This is a genomic window from Vreelandella aquamarina, assembly GCF_020075495.1.
Taxonomy (GTDB): domain Bacteria; phylum Pseudomonadota; class Gammaproteobacteria; order Pseudomonadales; family Halomonadaceae; genus Vreelandella; species Vreelandella aquamarina_A.
Genome location: NZ_JABYQT010000001.1, coordinates 21,737 through 39,899, shown reverse-complemented (window position 1 = coordinate 39,899; position 18,163 = coordinate 21,737). Strand labels below are relative to the sequence as shown.

The 18,163-nt window shown below is 63.2% G+C and carries 15 protein-coding genes; 8 read left to right on the top strand and 7 right to left on the bottom strand.

Annotated features, from left to right (window positions below):
• The first annotated feature begins 157 nt into the window (after nucleotides 1-157).
• Complete coding sequence (locus HW452_RS00195) at nucleotides 158-577, top strand: HIT domain-containing protein (RefSeq protein ID WP_224104095.1); 420 nt, start codon at nucleotides 158-160, stop codon at nucleotides 575-577.
• Here HW452_RS00195 and HW452_RS00190 read toward each other — a convergent pair.
• From HW452_RS00190 to HW452_RS00175, 4 genes are all read right to left on the bottom strand, one after another.
• Nucleotides 574-1,602, bottom strand: a complete 1,029-nt coding sequence (locus HW452_RS00190; protein ID WP_224104094.1) for a nickel/cobalt transporter — start codon at nucleotides 1,600-1,602, stop codon at nucleotides 574-576. The genes HW452_RS00195 and HW452_RS00190 overlap by 4 nt on opposite strands.
• A gap of 36 nt (nucleotides 1,603-1,638) precedes the next feature.
• Nucleotides 1,639-2,247, bottom strand: a complete 609-nt coding sequence (locus tag HW452_RS00185) for a DUF1007 family protein (protein ID WP_425348078.1) — start codon at nucleotides 2,245-2,247, stop codon at nucleotides 1,639-1,641.
• An 89-nt stretch (nucleotides 2,248-2,336) separates the two neighbouring features.
• Complete coding sequence (locus tag HW452_RS00180; protein ID WP_224104093.1) at nucleotides 2,337-2,714, bottom strand: hypothetical protein; 378 nt, start codon at nucleotides 2,712-2,714, stop codon at nucleotides 2,337-2,339.
• Nucleotides 2,711-3,265 carry a hypothetical protein gene (locus HW452_RS00175; protein WP_224104092.1) on the bottom strand — a complete coding sequence of 185 codons (555 nt, stop codon included), beginning with the start codon at nucleotides 3,263-3,265 and terminating at the stop codon, nucleotides 2,711-2,713. Before HW452_RS00175 ends, HW452_RS00180 begins: the two co-directional genes overlap by 4 nt.
• Before the next feature lie 107 nt (nucleotides 3,266-3,372).
• On the opposite strand from HW452_RS00175, the gene HW452_RS00170 reads away from it, so the two are divergent.
• Together HW452_RS00170 and HW452_RS00165 are read left to right on the top strand one after the other, a co-directional pair.
• Nucleotides 3,373-4,512, top strand: coding sequence for a glycerate kinase (locus HW452_RS00170; RefSeq protein ID WP_224104091.1), 1,140 nt, complete (start codon nucleotides 3,373-3,375; stop codon nucleotides 4,510-4,512).
• A 177-nt stretch (nucleotides 4,513-4,689) separates the two neighbouring features.
• The gene (locus HW452_RS00165; RefSeq protein WP_224104090.1) at nucleotides 4,690-5,166 is read left to right on the top strand and encodes a Dps family protein; all 477 of its coding nucleotides are present in this window, start codon (nucleotides 4,690-4,692) and stop codon (nucleotides 5,164-5,166) included.
• Nucleotides 5,167-5,228: 62 nt separating this feature from the next.
• Here HW452_RS00165 and HW452_RS00160 read toward each other — a convergent pair whose 3' ends face one another.
• Nucleotides 5,229-6,695 carry an aminoacyl-histidine dipeptidase gene (locus HW452_RS00160; RefSeq protein ID WP_224104089.1) on the bottom strand — a complete coding sequence of 489 codons (1,467 nt, stop codon included), beginning with the start codon at nucleotides 6,693-6,695 and terminating at the stop codon, nucleotides 5,229-5,231.
• A gap of 32 nt (nucleotides 6,696-6,727) precedes the next feature.
• Entirely contained in the window at nucleotides 6,728-8,890 is a 2,163-nt protein-coding gene (locus HW452_RS00155) for a tRNA(Met) cytidine acetyltransferase TmcA (RefSeq protein WP_224104088.1), read from the bottom strand.
• A 354-nt stretch (nucleotides 8,891-9,244) separates the two neighbouring features.
• On the opposite strand from HW452_RS00155, the gene dctP reads away from it, so the two are divergent.
• Genes dctP through HW452_RS00140 form a run of 3 tightly spaced genes read left to right on the top strand, consistent with a single transcriptional unit; the run spans nucleotide 9,245 to nucleotide 12,241 of the window.
• Nucleotides 9,245-10,348 (top strand): TRAP transporter substrate-binding protein DctP, encoded by a 1,104-nt coding sequence (gene dctP, locus HW452_RS00150; RefSeq protein ID WP_224104087.1) that lies wholly within the window; start codon nucleotides 9,245-9,247, stop codon nucleotides 10,346-10,348.
• A gap of 58 nt (nucleotides 10,349-10,406) precedes the next feature.
• On the top strand, nucleotides 10,407-10,910 hold the full coding sequence (locus HW452_RS00145; RefSeq protein WP_224104086.1) for a TRAP transporter small permease subunit: 504 nt from the start codon (nucleotides 10,407-10,409) through the stop codon (nucleotides 10,908-10,910).
• On the top strand, nucleotides 10,907-12,241 hold the full coding sequence (locus tag HW452_RS00140; RefSeq protein WP_224104085.1) for a TRAP transporter large permease: 1,335 nt from the start codon (nucleotides 10,907-10,909) through the stop codon (nucleotides 12,239-12,241). The genes HW452_RS00145 and HW452_RS00140 overlap by 4 nt, the downstream gene beginning before the upstream one ends.
• Before the next feature lie 87 nt (nucleotides 12,242-12,328).
• Here the strand turns inward: HW452_RS00140 and polA are convergent, their stop codons facing one another.
• Nucleotides 12,329-15,109 carry a DNA polymerase I gene (gene polA, locus HW452_RS00135; protein ID WP_224104084.1) on the bottom strand — a complete coding sequence of 927 codons (2,781 nt, stop codon included), beginning with the start codon at nucleotides 15,107-15,109 and terminating at the stop codon, nucleotides 12,329-12,331.
• A gap of 164 nt (nucleotides 15,110-15,273) precedes the next feature.
• Here polA and HW452_RS00130 point away from each other — a divergent pair, with 164 nt between their 5' ends.
• Both HW452_RS00130 and speA read left to right on the top strand, forming a co-directional pair.
• Nucleotides 15,274-16,233: a homoserine kinase gene (locus tag HW452_RS00130; RefSeq protein WP_224104083.1), complete on the top strand. Its 960-nt coding sequence runs from the start codon at nucleotides 15,274-15,276 to the stop codon at nucleotides 16,231-16,233.
• On the top strand, nucleotides 16,230-18,146 hold the full coding sequence (speA, locus tag HW452_RS00125; protein ID WP_224104082.1) for a biosynthetic arginine decarboxylase: 1,917 nt from the start codon (nucleotides 16,230-16,232) through the stop codon (nucleotides 18,144-18,146). The genes HW452_RS00130 and speA overlap by 4 nt, the downstream gene beginning before the upstream one ends.
• Nucleotides 18,147-18,163: the final 17 nt, after the last annotated feature.

The following is an 18,163-nucleotide window of genomic DNA, read 5'->3' as shown; positions in this document are numbered from 1 at the left end:
AGTGACCGCCCTTCTAAGGCGTACTCTCAGCGTAACAGCGTTTTGGCATTTTCGCCTGTTTTCCATGAGCTGATTTGCTTGAAAGGCGTTATCTACAAGCTTGGCCGGCGCACTCACCTGCTATGATGGCCTGACCCAAGATCGCCTGGAGTACCTCATGAACGACGTCAATCTGGACCCCCGCCTCAAGGATGACACCTTTCCCATCGCGGACCTGCCGCTTTGCCGAGTGCTGCTGATGAACGATGCACGCTACCCTTGGGCCATTCTGGTGCCACGCCTTGAGGGTATCAGCGAAGTATTCGAGCTTTCCGAGTCAGACCAGGCCCAGCTATGGCGAGAAGCCACCCAGCTGGGCCGCGTGATGAAAAGCCTGTTTGAAGGCGACAAGCTCAATATTGCCACATTGGGCAACGTCGTCAGCCAGTTGCATGTCCATGTAGTGGTGCGCAGGCGCAGTGACGCTGCCTGGCCCGCTCCGGTATGGGGTCACGGCAGCGCCGAACCTTATGGCCTTGAACAGCTGGCCGGCCTGCGAGATCAACTGATCGCCCATGTCGGGCGCCTGGACGTTTAACGCAGCAAGGGGCTGCCCTGACGGGTGGGTGGCTCGCCCAGAAACGGCGTGCCCGCAGGCTGGGTGGCGCTTGCCATGGCAAGCGTCACCCCAAGCACGATGATCAAGGCGCCACCCGCCAGTGCTGCCCATCCTGCTACTTTCTGAATGGCCTCGGAGGCGTGCTGCTGCTTGGCCAGGCGCCGTGTGGCCCAGCGGCGGGCAAACACGCTGGCAAGCGCCAGGGCCGATACGGTGATGCCGGTCCCCAACGACATCGCCACGACAGACACGACCCCCACGTAGAACTGCCCCAGCAGGCTGGCAGCCCCGAGCAGCAGGACCGCACCGCTACAGGGGCGCATGCCGATGGCCAATACCGTCATGATGGCCGTGCGCCAATCCAGCGCCTGCTGGGGTTCGACATGATGAGCACCGCCGCAGCAGTGGTGATCATGGCCGGGCAAATGAGCATGACCCTGGACAGGGCCAGCCGTGTGGCTATGTACGGCAGGCGTGAACACCAGCGGCCGATAAGCGCGACGCAGTTGCTTGTAGGCGCGCAGGCAAAGCCACCCACCAAGAAGCGTTACCAGCAGAAAACTGGCTTGCTCCACCCACACGACGCTGCCCATGGCCTGGCGGGTCAGCCACCCCAGCCCGTGTACCAGCACGGCCACCATCACGATGGCGGTAACGCCTTGAAGCAGCGACGCGGCAAAGGAGAGCCCCAGCGCCCGCCGGGTGGCACCACCGTGCGACGCAAGATAGGTAGCCAGAACGGCCTTGCCGTGGCCGGGGCCGGCGGCGTGAAAGACGCCATAGCCGAAACTGACGCTCAACAGCACCCACCAGGTAGCCTGAGTGGGCGTGCGGGCAAGTTCGGTGATCGCCAGGGTCAGCGAACGGTGAAGTTCCCGCTGCCAGGCAAGCAGCTGGTAGCTTGCGCCTTGCAGGCTACCCTGGAGCAGGAAAAACAAGCCGATGGCGGCAAGGGCCAAGAGCCCGGCCACCATCAGTGGCTTACGGTTAACGGGAGAGTGCATGACGCGCGGTACCTGTCTTCATACGTGTTCGATCAATCAGCGGCAGTCGATATGCCCGGTTTCGGCAAAGTGGCGACCAAGCCCCGGCTCACCCTCCTCGTCCACATCCAGCAGCGCGGCCTGCATGACCAGCTCCGGGTCCGGGTCGGCGCCCAGAATGGTCAGCTCGCACACCGGTTCGCCGTGCAGCACCAGGGCATCCGGGTCGGGTTGATTACCGTCTGCCTCGTGCACCATCTCGATGTAATAGGTCGGGTCGAATATCTGATAGTCGAGGGTATGCCCGGCCAGCGGCTGTGGCGTTTCCAGGGGCAGAATGAACGTAAACGCAAGCCGCCCATCGTTTTCTCTGGCCGTATATTCGCTGGCCTCGCCAAGCGCCAGGGGCTCGCCGTCCAGGCGTATATCGGTAAAGTAGTGCTGTTCGGCCAGATTATTGCGTATTTCGAGGCCGAGCTGATCAAGCCCTTCGTCCAGGCTTGTGCCGTCTACCTGGGTAAGCTCTTCAAACACCACCAGACTGTAGAACGGGTCCATGCGCCAGGTCTGATGAAGCCCGCGCATTACCCCGTCGTCGTCGGTCAATACCCGGATGCTGAAATCGATCCAGCCATGGGGATGCGCCGCTGCCAGGGGGCTCAACATCAGGCCGATGATGCCCGCACCCAGCGCCCAGCGTCGGCTGCTCAAGCTACGCTTCATGGTGTGATAACGACTCTGTTTCATAGGCTGCTTCACGGTGCCAATCCCAACCTTGCCTGTAAACTGACGAGCCACGGGTCCAGCAGGTAGGGCGGCAGTGGCTGCGAGCCGCGCCAGGCCGTCACGCTTACCTGACTGCCGCGGGCGGCTTCACTCACCTGCAACTGCACGCGGTACTCGGGCCAGCGTGCCAGCGCCGCCTCTGCTCGCCCCAGCGCCAAATCCGCGTGGCGAATCACATAGCCCTGCTCCATCATCAGCTCGACGGCGCTTCGAAACGTGGTGTCGACCGGCGCGGCATACACCAGTTCGCGCGGGGCTGAAGGTGACGTGGTCGCACAACCTGCCACCAGCAAGACGAGCGCACCGATTCCTGCCCACCTGGCCCAGCTCGCGGCTAGATACCTCATAGTGCTCTCCCCGACGGCAAGCTACCCGGTTCGAGGGCTGACTGAAAGCGCTGGCAGAAATCATGGCTGCTGGCGCTGCGGGATTCGCGCAGGTCACCCAGATGGTCGTAGCGGCGCAGATCGCGGGAAATTCGTACGTCATCACCCACCAGCACCGACACCCGCTCGACTTCGACAGGCTGCTGATTGAGCCCGCCACCAAACCCGAGCCCGATACCGGCGCCAGCCCCGCGCCCGATTCCGAACCCGCCAAAGACACGCATCCCCCGGCCATAGCCGTAGGCGTTATCATAGGGGTCGTAGTAGCCGTGCAGCGCCTCTTGCCGGCTGGCGCTGATCAGTCCAAGGGACGTGTCGGTGGAGTCCAGCTCGAACCCCCACTCGGTCAGCACCGCCACGCTCTGGCGCAGCACCGCTTGGGTATCGGTTGCACCAATGGGAAAGTGACACGCCACCGCCGGGGCAGGCTCGGCCTGGGGCAAGCGGTCCGGTGTGGCCTGACAGCCGGCCAGGGCCAGCAGGCAGGTCAACGTAACAGGTATCGACTTCATGTTGGATCCTCTAGCGGTCGTCACGGCTGGTTTGCCACCAAGCGGCGCGTTAAGCTCGCCCCTTTTATCACGATAGATCACAGACACTGATCCACGGAGGTCGTGCGATGAATATCCTGCTTTGCCCCGACAGTTTCAAGGACGCGCTGAGCGCCGAACAGGCCGCCCAGGCGATGGCGCGGGGGGTGCACAGTGCCACGCCCAGCGCGCAGACCCACTGCTGCCCACTGGCCGACGGTGGAGAAGGCAGCCTGGACGCCCTGATAGCCGCCACCGGCGCCGAACGCTGCCAGGCGACGGTACAGGATGCGCTTGGCCGCCCGCGCCAGGCCACATGGGGCTGGCTTGGCGAACAGCGTACCGCGTTTATCGAGCTGGCAGAAGCCAGTGGCCTGCAACACTTGAGTATTGCAGAGCGCGACGCCCTGCACACCTCGACCTTTGGGGTCGGCGAGCTCTTTCTCGCCGCGCTGGATCAGGGCGCGGAAAAGGCTCTGTTGTTGCTGGGTGGTAGCGCCACCAACGATGGGGGCGCCGGCATGCTTCAGGCGCTGGGCGCGCGCCTGCTCGATCAACAAGGCAACCAGTTGCCTCCCGGTGGCGCAGCGCTGGCAGCACTTGCCACCCTGGAGCTTGCCGGCCTCGACCCGCGCCTGGCCATGCTTGATGTGGAAGCGGCGGTGGATGTGGATAACCCGCTGCTGGGCGAGCGCGGTGCCAGTGCTGTATTTGGTCCACAAAAAGGCGCCTCGCCTGAGCAGGTGGCAATGCTGGATGACGCGCTTGGCCGGTTGGCAGAGGTCAGCGCCCATGAGCTGGGTGAAGATTACCGCGACCTGCCTGGTGCCGGTGCAGCGGGCGGCATGGGCTTTGCTGCACGAGCCTTTCTCGGTGCCACGCTCAAGCCCGGCATCGAAATGATCATGCAGCAGGCCAATATGCCCGCGCTTCTGGAAAGCGCCGACCTGGTGATCACCGGCGAAGGCCGTCTGGATGGGCAAAGCCTCTCCGGCAAGACGCCCATCGGCGTGGCACGTGCCGCCCGGCGCCTGGGCAAGCCGGTGGTAGTGCTGGCCGGCAGCCTGGGCGAAGGCTGGCAGGCCTGCCTGGAAGAAGGCGTCACCGCCGCCTTCGCCCTGGCCGATGGCCCGATGACCCTTGAAGAGGCGCTGCCGCGAACGGCCGAGCTGCTCAGCGCGCGTTCGGAAAGTGTCATTCGGGTGTGGACAAGTTCGCGGACCTCTTGAAAAACGCGGCCAGTGCCAGCATTACTGGACAACAACGTCGCGTCATCAAGTTCGACGCCATGCCGTGACGCTATGGGTCCGATGTAGAAAACCTGTTTTTCAACATCGCCACGACGTCTTATGCTGATCAAATGATTTGATGGCCGTTTTTTTCCGGCTCCAACAGGGAGAGACAACATGACCGATACCAACAGCATTGGCCTGCATGAAAGCAGCGCCAGCCAGCTGGCTGAAAAACTCAATCATCTGCTGGCCAACTATCAGATCTTTTACATGAACGTGCGCGGCTACCACTGGAACGTCAAGGGGAGTGATTTCTTCGAGCTTCACGTCAAGTTCGAAGAGTTCTATACCGATCTGTTGACCAAGGTAGACGAAGTCGCCGAGCGCATTCTGACCCTGGGCCACAAGCCGGTTCACGCCTACAGCGACTACGCCAAGCTTTCTCATATTCAGGAAGACAAGGACGTTCACGACGGCAAGGCCTGCGTCAACGGCGTGCTCAAGGGCTACCAGACTCTGATCGAGCTGCAGCGCGAAGTGCTCTCCCTGGCCTCCGATGCCGACGATGAAGGCACCGCCTCACTGGCCAGCGACTATATTCGCGAACAGGAAAAGACCATCTGGATGCTCAACGCCTATCTCGGCAAGTAAAGCGCGCTCCACTTGCCAAGCAAAACGGCACCTTCAGGGTGCCGTTTTTTTATGCCTGGTAGTCAAGATTTCTGGGCCAGGTCTTCCATCAGCGCGTGCAGCATGCGCCAGAACTCATCGACGGAATCAAGCTCGACGCGCTCGTCCGGTGAGTGGGCGCCGCGAATCAGCGGGCCAAAGGAGATCATGTCCAGATGTGGGTACTTGCTGCCCAGAATACCGCACTCGAGCCCGGCATGGATTACCTTGACGGCTGGCTCCTGGCCGAACAGCGCTGCATGGCGCCTGTTGAAGGTAGCAAGCAGCGCGCTCTCGGGATTGGGCGCCCAGCCCGGATAGCCATTTTCCACGCGTACCCGGGCACCGATAAGGCCGAACAGCGCCTGAAAACGGTCGGCCATCGCCGCCGCTGCCGTATCGTGCAGCGAGCGAACCAGCGCGCACAGGTGCAAGCGCCCGGCTTCGAGGCTCAATACGCCCAGGTTGTTGGAGGTTTCCACCACGCCCGGCACGTCGGCGCTCATGCGCTCGACCCCGCAAGGGGCAGCGTGCAGCGCGGCAACCAGCATGGCGCTGGCGTCCAGCGTCAGCGGCTCTGCCTTGCCAGCCCCTGTCGCCTGCGTCGCCTTCAGCGAAAGGCCGCTGTCGCCACTCCCCAGCTCGGCGCGCAGCGTGACTTCAAGATCACTCAGCGCCTTCACGGCGGCGTCCATTTCATCACCTGGCAGGGCTACCTGGGCAAACGCTTCCCGGGGGATGGCGTTACGCAGCGTACCGCCCTGATAGCTCACCAAGCGCGCGTCAAAGCCTTCCAGAGTGCGCAGCGCACGTACCAGCAGGCGGTTGGCGTTACCCAGCGGCTGATGGATATCCATGCCCGAGTGCCCGCCCTTGAGACCGGTGAGGGCCAGGTCGAGAAGCTGTTCATCGTCTCGCAGCGCGGCGCTGGGCAGTTGGGCATCCACTACCACGTCAGCGCCGCCCGCACAGCCGATATACACTTCGCCGCGGTCTTCGCTGTCCAGGTTGAGCAGCAGCGAGCCCTTGAGCCAGTTCTCGGCCAGGTTCAGCGCGCCGCCCATGGAGGTTTCTTCCTCAAGGGTGAACAGCGCTTCCAGCGGCCCGTGGGTCAGGGTGGGGTCTTCCAGCACGGCGAGAATGGCCGCCACCCCCATGCCGTTGTCGGCCCCGAGCGTGGTGCCATCGGCGTGTAGCCAGCCGTCGGCCACGTAGGTGCTGATCGGGTCGCGGGAGAAGTCGTGAGAGTGGCCGGCATTGGCCTGGGCCACCATGTCCAGGTGGCCCTGGAGAATGACGCCTGGGGCCTGCTCGCAGCCGGGCGTGGCTGGCTTGCAGATACGCAGGTTGCCAAAGCTGTCGCGGTCGTGGGCCAGGCCCTGGGCGTCGGCCCAGGCTTCGAGAATCGCGACCAGCGCCGCCTCTTCGCCCGAGGGGCGCGGCGTATTACACAGCGTGCGAAAGTGGCGCCAAACGATGGAGGGCGTCAGCGCGTCCAGGTGTGCGTTCATAACAACTCTTCATTATCCAAAGTCGCTCCACTTTACCCCTCCACGCGGCGAGGGAAAAGCATGCCGTTTACCGCGACTTGCTCGACCACCTGACGTAGCCTCCGCGCGGCGTCGGCGTGAGCATCGGCCAGGGAACGGTTCTGATAGGCCCACCCCGCCAATTGCTGGTGAGCAGCAGACGCTGCCTGAGTGGCACTGGTTTCCCGGGCGAGCGCCTGGAGTGCCGGCCGCGCCAGCGCCGGGTCGCGGCGCGCGTAGGCCACATCGCTGACCGCCTGACACTCCTCGGCGCTCAGTGGCTGGCGAGGTAGCGCCTGGAGCAGCAGCGACACTACCTCCGCCGGCAGGCCGCAAAGCTCGAAGGCCAGAAGCCCGGGCAGCGCTGCGGCAAACGCGGCGCTCAAGGCGCTCAGCACAGCGTCGCCTTCGTCGTTCAGCGGTTTGGCCACCATCACCGCAAACTCGCCCGTGGCGGTTTCGCGGGTCACCCCCAGCCGCACGGGCTGAAACCCCTGGGCAAGCCAGAAGCGCAGCAGAGCGGCCTCGGCGCCGAAGGTCGCGCCGTACAGCGCCACACCCTGGCGCGCGGCGTCCCGGCTGTCGTCGGCGATCAGTTGCTGGCCCAGGCCTTCGCGGCGGCGTTCAGGGTGAGTGGCAATGCGCACCACGCGCCTCCAGCGGGCGCAAAGCGCGGCCCGGTTGCCCACGTGCGCCGCCAGCGACTGGGCCAGCAAGTGCCCCTGAGGGCGGCGCTTGCCCAGCGCCACCTGCTCGGCAAGCGCGGGGGCAAAGCCGCCCTCCTCCCGCGAGACCAGTACGGCCTGGGGAGCCCAGGACCTGCCGGTCACGCGCAGCGTGGTGCCCGGCCCATCCAGCAACTGGCGTAAATCGCTGGGCGAGGTGCGATAGTGCGACTGCACCAGCAGACCGAACAGGGCTTGCAGGGCGACTTCATCCAGGGCCAGCGCGGCGCGCTCGATCATCTGCGACGCTACCGGCGGTTTCAGGCGTTCAACATCGGGCAACGGCGCCTTGAGCAGCAGCAGCTGATTCACCGCGGCTTCAAGCGGATCGCCCGCCGCCCAGCGGATGGGCGCGTTCAAGGTCAACGCTTTCCACTGCGGCGCCAGCCGGTCGAGCGCGCTGCGAAAACGCAGCGCAAAACCACGCCCGGAACCTTCGTAGCCATCCACGGTGGTGGCAAACGCAATGCGCGGAAAGGCCCCAAGCCACTGACCGAGAAGCGCCGCCGGAATGGCCGCCGCCTCATCGACCATCAGGTAGCGGCCATCGCCGCCCTGCCGCCCGGCCTCGACCTCCTGGGTCAGCACGTCCGGTGGCAGAAAACAGAGCTCGGCGCCGCTTTGCAGTTGAAAGCGGTCAGGGGGCGAACGCTTGCCCTCCGGGCACAGCGCGGCCAGCCGCTCGAACAGGCTTTCCACCGCGCCCAGCCTGGGCGCGGTGATGACCAGCGACATGCCGCTCTCCAGCAACCGTGCGCAGGCAATGCCCAGCGCAGCGCTCTTGCCCCGCCCACGATCGGCGGTGATCACCAGCGGGCGGCGGCGCTTCAGGCGCACCAGCTGGGCCACACAGGCAGCCTGATCCACCGTGCGGCAGGCCGCGTCATCAATCCTGCCCGCGGCTTGCAGGCTCGCCCCCAGGCGGGGAAGCGCGGGCAACGCCTGAGCCTGCCACGTCACCACATCCTGGCGGTTACTAAGAAGATGCGCCAGACGTGCCAGATAACGGGCGCTCAGCTGCTGCCATGGCCAGGGGTGATCGGCCAGGCGGGCGTAATCCGGATCTGGCTGGGCGCCCCAGTCTGCCGGTGTGATCAGCACCAGCAGGCCGCCGGCAGTGAGTGTGCCCGCCAGCGCCCCGAAGGCTTCAGGGTCAAACCCTGCACTGGTGCTGGCATCGAATATCACCAGCTGATGCTCGGCGCCCAGGCGTGTACGCGCCTTGCGCGGCGTTATAAAAGCCAAATCCGCCGGCGCATCCTCCTCATGGGCAACCCACAGCGGCGCCTGCCAACAAGCGGCATGCCACAGCTGCTGGGCACGGGCGCGACACTCTGCGGGGCCGCCTGCAAGCCAGACCAGCTGGCGCCAGCGGCGGCGGCGAAGACGCCCGGCATGTGCCAGCAACGCCTTGATGGCGCGCGCATCGCTGCTTAACGTTTTCGTCAACATGGCTCGACCTCGGGCCTGGGTAGCGCTGGCATAAAGCTCCTGGCAGCGGTCAGTGGGTTAACACTTTGGTGGAACAAAACAGCTTGGTTGAACGCTGCAGCACCGGCAAGCCGCCACTCCCACGCCCAATGACCATATTCAAACTATTGATTTGATAATTAATATTTTCACATACCTTGATTCACATACCGCCATGCCCTCTATTTTATCCCTATTGCGCGGCCGGCGGGCGAGTGTGCTAGCTTAACCTTGCGGCCTGCCAATAATGCGTTTACGTCAACGTTAGCCTGCCGCCTCTTTCCTGCATTGCGGTAACAACCACTAATAACGCCATATGCCAACCAGGAAACCATCATGAACAAGCTCTCCCGCTTCAGCCTCACCGGCCTTGCAACTGGCATCACGCTCGTTGCACTGACGACCACCGCCCACGCTCAGCAGCAGTGGACCATGACCTCCACCTGGGCGGAAAATCTTGATCTGATCAAGATCGATCAGCACTGGGTCGAGCTGGTCAACAAGCTTGCCGGCGACGAGGTACAGATCACCTTTCGCGCCGGTGGCACGCTGATGCCCGGCCCGGAGGTATTTGACGCCACCGAGACCGGCAGCATCGAAGCCGCCGGCGACTGGCCCGGCTACTGGGCGGGCGTCAATCCGGCCTTTTCTCCCTTGGCCACGACCACCAGCCTGTTCAACGGCGTCGACTATCTTAACTGGATTCAGCAGTGGGGTGGGCGCGAACTCTACGAGGAGATCTACGGCCAGTTCAACATGATGTACCTGCCCTACGGGATCACCAACAACGAATCAGGTTTCATGGGCCGCACGCCGATTGCCAGCATTGCCGACCTTGAAGGCAAGCGCCTGCGCTTATCCGGTCGCGACCAGGGCCGGGTACTCGAGCAACTGGGCGGCTCCCAGGTGACGCTTGCCGGTGGCGAGGTGTATCAGGCCATCGAGCGCGGCGTGATCGATGCTGGCGAGTTCTCGACGCCAGGGGTCGACTTCAACGCAGGCTTTGCCGAAGTGGCCGACAACTGGGCAACCCCGGGCTGGCACCAGTCCGCCAGCGTGTTCGGTGTGATGATCAACATGGATGCCTGGAATGCGCTTTCCGAGGCGACTCAGGAGAAGCTGCGCATCGCCGCCGATGCCACCATGGCCTGGTCGCTGGCCTGGTCCGAGCGCGAGTCCAATGCTGCCACCCAGAAGTTCATCGATGCCGGTGTGACCATCAACCAGTTCTCCGAAGAGGACCTGGCGCGCATTCAGGAAGTGACCAACCAGGTCATCGTTCAGGGCGCCTGCGAAAACCCCGACCACGCCAAGGTCTACCACTCCATGGTGAGCTATCTCCAGGAGTATGCCACCTGGCGCGACGTGTCGGTACCCTTCAACATGAGCCGCACCATGAACGACCTGCCGTCTCTGGAAGAGATCGAAGCCTGCCTGTAAGGCGCTCACGTTTCGCCCCGGCCGGGCCGGGGCGGTTATTGTGCGAAGGAGGTCTTTCATGAATGCGATTGCCCGCGCCATCGATGCGCTCAATGAGGCGTTTGGGCGCCTGATAGCGCCGCTGATTGCCGTGATTACCCTGATCGTGCTGTTCGATATCGTCTCGCGCTTCGTGTTCGGCCGCCCCAGCGACTGGGCGTTCGATGTCACCAAGATGCTGTTTGGCGCGCACTTCATGCTGATGGCAGCCTACGGGCTGCGCCACCACGTGCATGTCGAGGTAGACGTACTGAAGCGCCTGCTATCGCGGCGCAAGCAGGCCGTGCTGGAACTAATCGGCTATGCGGTGTTCTTCGTGCCGTTCATCTGGATGCTGATCAAGTACGGCTGGCTGTTCTTCGAGCGCGCCTTCAGCCGCGGCGAAACCACCTACGGCATGGTGTCGATTCCGGTCTATCCCATCAAGGGCGTGATTGTGGTGGCGGCGGTTCTGCTGCTGCTTCAGGCCATCGCCATCGTTCTGCGCGCCTTGATGCAGCTGCGTGAGGAGACACCGGCATGAACCTGAGCCCTGAATTACTCGCCCTGGCGATGTTCGGCGGCCTGCTGGTCGGGCTGTTCATGGGCCATCCGCTGGCGTTCGTGCTGGGCGGCGTGGCGGTGATCGGGGCCTTTCTGGGCCCCGGCGAGCGGGTGCTGGGCACCCTGATCAACAATATCTACGGCAATGCCATGGATAACTACGTGCTGGTGGCGATACCGCTGTTCATCCTCATGGCACGTTTTCTGAACGACTCCGGCGTGACCGAGCGCATGTTCGACGCCATGCGCCTGCTGCTGGCCAACCTGCGCGGCGGGCTGGCGCTGACCGTGGTCATGGTATCGGTACTGCTGGCCGCCACGACCGGTATTGTGGGTGCGTCGATTGCGGTGATGGGCATGATCGCGCTGGTGCCCATGCTCAAGTACGGCTACAACAAGGAGCTCAGCGCCGGGGTGATCATGGCCAGCGGCTGCCTGGGCATTCTGATTCCGCCGAGCATCATGCTGATCCTGATGGCGAGCTACTCGCCGGTGTCGGTAGGTGCGCTGTTTGCCGGCGCCATGGTGCCGGGGCTGATGCTGGGGGTGATGTATGCGCTTTACGTGCTGCTGGTCTGCCACTTCAAACCCGCTTTTGGGCCGCCGGTGCCCAGAGAGGAGCGTGCTGAAGTGAGTACGCGCCAGTTGCTGATCATGTTGGGCAAGTACGTGGTGCCGCCCATGTCGCTGATTCTTGGCGTGCTGGGGGCGCTGTTCGCTGGTATTGCCACGGCAACGGAAGCCTCCGCCATCGGCGTTTTCATCGCCTTCGTGCTGTTTCTGATCTTTGGCGACCGCAGGCTTTCCACCTGTTTCAAGACGCTGCTGGAGGCGGGCAAGACCACCACCATGGTGATGCTGGTGCTGGTGGGTGCGACGGCATTTACCGGCGTGTTCTCCAGAGGCGGCGGCATGCAGGTGATTCAGGATCTGCTGTTGGCCATGCCCGGCGGCACCACCGGTGCGCTGATCATGATGCTGCTGCTGGTGTTCGTGCTGGGCATGTTTCTCGACTGGACAGGCATCGTGCTGCTGAGCTTTCCGATCATGCTGCCGATCATCCAGCAGATGGGCGTCGACCCGCTGTGGTTCGTGGTGATGGTAGCAGTAGTGCTGCAGACGTCGTTTCTTACCCCGCCATTTGGCTATGCGCTGTTTTATCTCAAAGGTGTGGCCCCGCCCGGCGTGGAGATCGTCGATCTCTACAAGGCCGTGGTGCCTTTCGTGGCGCTGATTCTGCTGGCCTGTTTGCTGATGGCGTTCTTTCCCTGGCTGGTCACGGGCCTGCCCGGCCTGCTGGTCGGTTATTGAACGCCCATCCCTTGCCGTGCCGGCAAGGGATGAGCCTGTTACTCAGGTGTTCTAGCGCTGGTTTTCTAGCCGCCCTCGCGTCAGGTGTTAGTGCGCTTCATCCCAGTTGGCGCCACTCTCGGCTTCGACGATCAGCGGCACCTTGAGTTCGGCGGCAGCCTGCATGCGCTTTTGCACTTCGACGATGAACGCCTCGACCTGCTCCTCCTTGACCTCGAACACCAGTTCATCGTGCACCTGCATGACCATCAGCGCATCGAACTCGCGCTCATCGAGCCAGGCGTCCACGTCGATCATTGCCTGCTTGATGATGTCTGCCGCGGTGCCCTGCATCGGGGCGTTGATCGCGGTGCGCTCGGCGCCCTGGCGGCGGTTGCGGTTCTGGGAATGGATGTCCGGCAGGTAGAGGCGCCGGCCCAGCACGGTTTCGACGAACCCATCTTCCGCCGCCTGGGTGCGGACCCGATCCATGTAGCGGGCCACGCCCGGATAGCGGTCGAAGTAGCGGTCGATATAGGTCTGCGCCTGATTACGCTCGATGCGCAGCTGGCGCGCCAGGCCCCAGGCGCTCATGCCGTAGATCAGCCCGAAGTTGATCGCCTTGGCGCTGCGCCGCTGATCGCTGCTTACTTTATCCAGCGCCGTACCGAACACTTCCGCCGCCGTGGCGGTGTGAATGTCGCGGTTCTCGGCAAACGCCTCCAGGAGGCCCTTGTCCTCGGAAAGATGCGCCATGATACGCAGCTCGATCTGCGAGTAGTCGGCGGCGACGATCCTGTAGCCGGGGCGGGCAACGAACGCCTGGCGGATCTTGCGCCCCTCTTCAGTGCGAATCGGAATGTTCTGAAGGTTGGGGTCTGATGATGACAGCCGCCCGGTCGCCGTGACCGCCTGATGGTAGCTGGTGTGAACCCGCTTGCTCTGCTTGTTGATCAGGCGCGGCAGCTTGTCGGTATAGGTGGATTTCAGCTTGGAAAGCCCGCGATGCTCCATGATCACCTTGGGCAGCGGAAAATCCAGCGCCAGCTCCTCGAGCACCGCTTCTGCGGTGGAGGGCGCACCTTTCGGCGTCTTCTTGATCACCGGGATCTTCTGCTCATTGAACAGGATCTCGCCAAGCTGCTTGGGCGAGCCCAGGTTGAACTCGCGCCCGGCAAGCTCGAAGGCCTTTTGCTCGAGTTCGCGGATGCGCGCCTCGAGCTGCTGGCTCTGCTCGTGCAGGCGCTCGGCGTCGATGGCCACGCCGTTGCGCTCGATGCGCGAGATCACCTTGATCAGCGGCAGCTCCAGATGGTCCAGCACCTGGGCCAGGCGCCCCTCTTTCTCGACCAGCGGGCGCAGGGTATCGTGCAGGCGCAGGGTGATATCCACGTCTTCACAGGCGTAGGGCACGGCTTCTTCCAGGGCAATCTGGTTGAAGGTCAACTGCTTGGCACCCTTGCCGGCAATCTCCTCGAACGCGATGGTCTTCTCGCCCAGGTACTTGAGCGCCAGCGAATCCATGTCGTGGCGAGTGGCAGTGGAGTTCAGCACGTAGGAGGCCAGCATGGTATCGGCCAAGGGCCCGGCGACGTCGATCGCATAATTGGCCAGCACGGAAATATCGTACTTGAGGTTCTGGCCGAGCTTGACGATGCTCGTGTCTTCCAGAATCGGCTTGAGCGCGGCCAGTACCTGGGCGCGGTCGAGCTGGGCCGGGGCATCCAGGTAGTCGTGGGCCAGCGGAATGTAGGCTGCCTGCCCGGCTTCGAGCGCCAGGCCAATACCCACGATTTCAGCTTCCATGTAGTTGAGGCTGGTAGTTTCCAGGTCAAAGCAGAACCGCTTGGCACTTTTCAGCCGCTTGAGCCAACCATCCAGCTCGCCCTGCTCGGTGATGACGTGATCTTCCCGCGCCGAACTGCCGACAGGGGCTTCGGTGTCGCTGCCTTCACCGGCGGCGTCTTTCGGCACCGGCTCGCCGCCTTTTACATCGTCAACGCCCTCGTCCTTGCCGTCGAGAAGCTCTGCCAGCCACTGCTTGAACTCCAGCTGCTTGTAGAGCTCGGCGAGCTGCTCACGATCCGGGTGGGCGATCTCCAGCTCATCGAGCCCCACCGGCAGCTCGCAGTCGACCTTGATGGTGGCAAGCTCATAGGAGAGGTAGGCCTGTTCGCGGTGCTCCTCGAGCTTCTTGGGCATCGTCTTCGCCCCCCGAAAGCTCAGCGTCTTGACTCGCTCCAGGTCCGCGTAGATGGCGTCCAGCCCGCCGCCCATGCCCTGTAAAAGCCCCAGCGCGGTTTTCTCACCCACGCCGGGCACGCCCGGAATGTTATCCACCTTGTCACCCATCAGGGCCAGAAAATCGATGATCAGCGAAGGTGGCAGGCCAAACTTCGCCTCTACCCCGGCTTCGTCCAGGGTTTCATCCTTCATGGTGTTGACCAGGGTGATATGGGCATTGACCAGCTGCGCCATGTCCTTGTCGCCGGTGGAGATCACCGCATCGCGCCCGGCCTGGGTGGCGTGGTGGGCCAGGGTGCCGATCACGTCATCCGCTTCCACGCCTTCGATGCACAGAAGCGGCAGGCCCAGCGCTTTGACACAGGCGTGCAGCGGCGCGACCTGGCTGCGCAGATCGTCCGGCATCGGCGGGCGGTGGGCCTTGTACTCGGCGTAGATGTCGTCGCGAAATGTCTTGCCCGGGGCGTCGAACACCACGGCCATGGGACTTTTCGGGTAATCCTTGATCAACCGCTTGAGCATGTTGATCACGCCCTTGACGGCGCCGGTGGGCTGGCCATTGGAGGCCGTCAGCGGCGGCAGCGCGTGAAAAGCACGGTACAAGTACGAGGAGCCATCGACGAGCACGATCGGAGCACGGGCCATAACCAATATCCATTGCAAAAATGAGTAGTGTGGCATGATACGCGTTAAGCGCCAGGGCTAGAACCAAACCGTTGCGGGCAAATTGCCCCAGCCGCTTATCAACGCTGCCAACTCGTGCGGCAAGCCGCTACAATAACGGGCTTGGCAACCTGGGCGAGACTCTCATGGCTGTATTCACCCCGCTTAGCGACGCACAGGTCGCAGCGTTTCTGGAAAAGTTTGATGTCGGCAGCTTCAAGACTCTGCAAGGAGTGGCGGGCGGCACCGAAAATTCGACCTTTTTTGTCACCACCGAACACCGCGAACTGGTGCTGACCCTGTTTGAACAGGGCGAGCACGAGGAGCTTCCGTTCTTTGTCGATCTGCAGGACTACCTGGACGAGCACCGCCTGCCGGTCCCCGGCCCGGTGCACGACCGCGAGGGTATTGCCCTGCACAGCCTGGCAGGCAAACCGGCGCTGCTGTTTCCGCGCATGCCGGGGCGCCATCCCGAAGCCCCCAACCTGGCCCAGTGCAAGGCACTGGGTGACGCCCTGGGGCGTATGCACGTGGTATCCCAGCACTTTTCCGGCCACCGCCCGAACCCGCGCGACCTGCACTGGCTTCAGGCCATGCATCACAAGGTGCTGGCCTACATAAGCCCGGACGATCAGACCTTGATGAAAAACGAGGTCGATGATTTCGAGAGCGCCTTCGGCCAGGTCGATACGCTGCCTCAAGGCGCGATTCATGGCGACCTGTTCCGTGACAACACCCTGTTTGACGGCGACCGGCTGGGCGGCATCATCGATTTCTACAACGGCTGTACCGGTGACCTGCTGTTCGATCTGGCCATCGTGGTCAATGACTGGGCCTCCAACGAGGACGGCACGCTCCATGCCGAACGCTACAATACGCTGCTTGCCGCCTATCAGGCCCGCCGCCCGTTGACCCAGGACGAGCGTGACGTCTGGCCGGTCATGCTGCGCCTGACGGCACTGCGCTACTGGCTGTCGCGCCTGCTGGTGGTCTATGTCGATCCACCGGCCCACGACTTGACGCCCCACGACCCCGAGCGTTTTCATACCATTTTAAAAGCGCGCATCGCAGATGGCGCCTTACCCTTGCCCGAGGCTGATTTATGAGTGCAACGCAGACTGGCGGATCGGCGCTGAGTGCCCGCCGCACATGGAACATCGATCAGTGGGGCAGCGGTTACTTTGACGTCGACGACCAGGGCCAGGCGCTGGTGCGCCCTCTGGGCAGCGACGCCGAAGGCCCTGCCCTGCCCCTGCGCGAGCTGGTGAGCCAGTTGCAGGAGGCGGGTCTGCGTTTGCCTGTTCTGGTTCGCTTCAGCGACATCCTTCACGACCGGGTCGAGCAGCTGTGCGGCGCCTTCGATGCCGCCATGAGCGACATCGACTACCAGGGTGGCTACACCGCGGTTTACCCCATCAAGGTGAATCAGCAGCGCCGCGTGGTGGAAGAAATTCTGGCTACGTCCGAACGCGGCAATGGCCGTGTAGGCCTGGAGGCCGGCAGCAAGCCCGAGCTTCTTGCCGTGCTGGCCCTGTCCGGCGGCGGCTCCTCGCTGATTGTGTGCAACGGCTACAAGGACCGCGAGTACGTGCGCCTTGCCCTGCTGGGCGAGAAGCTTGGTCACCGCGTCTATCTGGTAGTGGAAAAGCTCTCCGAGCTTGCCATGATCATGGAGGAGGCCAGGGAGCTGGACGTCACGCCACGCATTGGCCTGCGCGCCCGACTTGCGTCGGTGGGCAAGGGCAAGTGGCAGAATACCGGCGGTGAGAAATCCAAGTTCGGCCTGACCGCCAGCCAGATTCTAGAAGTGGTGGAAACGCTGCGCGCCCAGGATGCCCTGGCAAGCCTGCAGCTGGTGCACTTCCACCTGGGCTCGCAGATTGCCAACATTCGCGACATTCAGCGCGGCCTGCGCGAGTGCGCACGGTTTTATGAAAACCTGATTACTCTCGGCGCACCGATTGATACGGTAGACGTCGGCGGCGGCCTGGGCATCGACTACGAAGGCACCCGCTCGCGCAGCTACTGCTCGGCGAACTACTCGATGCGCGAGTACGCGCGCAACGTGGTAAGCGCCTTCGCCCAGCTGTGCGAGGAGGCCAGCCTGCCCCAGCCGCACCTGATCAGTGAATCCGGCCGAGCGCTGACCGCGCATCACGCGGTACTGGTGACCAACGTGATCGGCGAGGAGCGCATTGATGCTGCGCCGCCGGAAAGGTCATCCACGAAAGATCCACAGGTAGATGACCTGTGGCGCGTCTTCGAGCAGTTGGAAACGCCTCAGGAGCCACGCATGCTGGTCGAGGCCTGGCACGACCTGCTTCAGGCGGTGAGCGAACTTCAGGACCGCTTCGTGCTGGGGCTGAGCGACATCAGCGCGCGTGCTGAGGGTGAGCGCCTTTACCTTGCTGCCTGCGCCCGGCTGCGCAGCCTGCTGGATACTCGCAACCGCGCCCACCGCGAGATCATGGATGAGCTGGCCGAAAAACTTGCCGACAAGCTGTTCGTCAACTTCTCGCTGTTCCAGTCGGTGCCCGATGTATGGGGGATCGAGCAGATATTTCCGGTGCTCCCGCTCAGCGGACTCAACCAGACGCCAACCCGCCGTGCGGTGATTCAGGACATTACCTGCGACTCCGACGGGCGTATCGATAGCTACGTGGACGGTCAAGGGGTAGAAAGCACCCTGCCCCTGCCCGAGTGGCCGTCAGAAGATGAGCGCTGGTTGGGCTTTTTCCTGGTGGGCGCCTATCAGGAGATTCTGGGCGATCTGCACAATCTGTTTGGTGATACCGACTCGGTGGATGCCGCCTTGGATGAGCACGGCAACTGGGTACTTTCCAATCCGCTGGCCGGCGATACCGTGGCCGCAGTGCTGGCCTACGTCAACTTCGATGCCCGCGTGCTGAAGCAGAAGCTGACCGAGCAGATCGCCAACAGCGGATTTTCAAAACAGGAGCAGGAAAGCTTTGCGGCAAGCCTGAACGAAGGACTCGAAGGCTACACCTATCTGGAATGAGCCGCGCCGTAATTACA

Excerpts from the sequence above, each read along its gene's own strand:
- HW452_RS00165 (WP_224104090.1), top strand. The coding sequence starts at position 4,690 with ATGACCGATACCAACAGCATTGGCCTGCATGAAAGCAGCGCCAGCCAG.
- dctP (WP_224104087.1), top strand. The coding sequence starts at position 9,245 with ATGAACAAGCTCTCCCGCTTCAGCCTCACCGGCCTTGCAACTGGCATC.
- HW452_RS00155 (WP_224104088.1), bottom strand. The coding sequence starts at position 8,890 with ATGTTGACGAAAACGTTAAGCAGCGATGCGCGCGCCATCAAGGCGTTG.
- speA (WP_224104082.1), top strand. The coding sequence starts at position 16,230 with ATGAGTGCAACGCAGACTGGCGGATCGGCGCTGAGTGCCCGCCGCACA.
- HW452_RS00185 (WP_425348078.1), bottom strand. The coding sequence starts at position 2,247 with ATGTTGAGCCCCCTGGCAGCGGCGCATCCCCATGGCTGGATCGATTTC.
- HW452_RS00160 (WP_224104089.1), bottom strand. The coding sequence starts at position 6,695 with ATGAACGCACACCTGGACGCGCTGACGCCCTCCATCGTTTGGCGCCAC.
- HW452_RS00145 (WP_224104086.1), top strand. The coding sequence starts at position 10,407 with ATGAATGCGATTGCCCGCGCCATCGATGCGCTCAATGAGGCGTTTGGG.
- HW452_RS00130 (WP_224104083.1), top strand. The coding sequence starts at position 15,274 with ATGGCTGTATTCACCCCGCTTAGCGACGCACAGGTCGCAGCGTTTCTG.
- polA (WP_224104084.1), bottom strand. The coding sequence starts at position 15,109 with ATGGCCCGTGCTCCGATCGTGCTCGTCGATGGCTCCTCGTACTTGTAC.
- HW452_RS00170 (WP_224104091.1), top strand. The coding sequence starts at position 3,373 with ATGAATATCCTGCTTTGCCCCGACAGTTTCAAGGACGCGCTGAGCGCC.
- HW452_RS00140 (WP_224104085.1), top strand. The coding sequence starts at position 10,907 with ATGAACCTGAGCCCTGAATTACTCGCCCTGGCGATGTTCGGCGGCCTG.
- HW452_RS00195 (WP_224104095.1), top strand. The coding sequence starts at position 158 with ATGAACGACGTCAATCTGGACCCCCGCCTCAAGGATGACACCTTTCCC.
- HW452_RS00175 (WP_224104092.1), bottom strand. The coding sequence starts at position 3,265 with ATGAAGTCGATACCTGTTACGTTGACCTGCCTGCTGGCCCTGGCCGGC.
- HW452_RS00190 (WP_224104094.1), bottom strand. The coding sequence starts at position 1,602 with ATGCACTCTCCCGTTAACCGTAAGCCACTGATGGTGGCCGGGCTCTTG.
- HW452_RS00180 (WP_224104093.1), bottom strand. The coding sequence starts at position 2,714 with ATGAGGTATCTAGCCGCGAGCTGGGCCAGGTGGGCAGGAATCGGTGCG.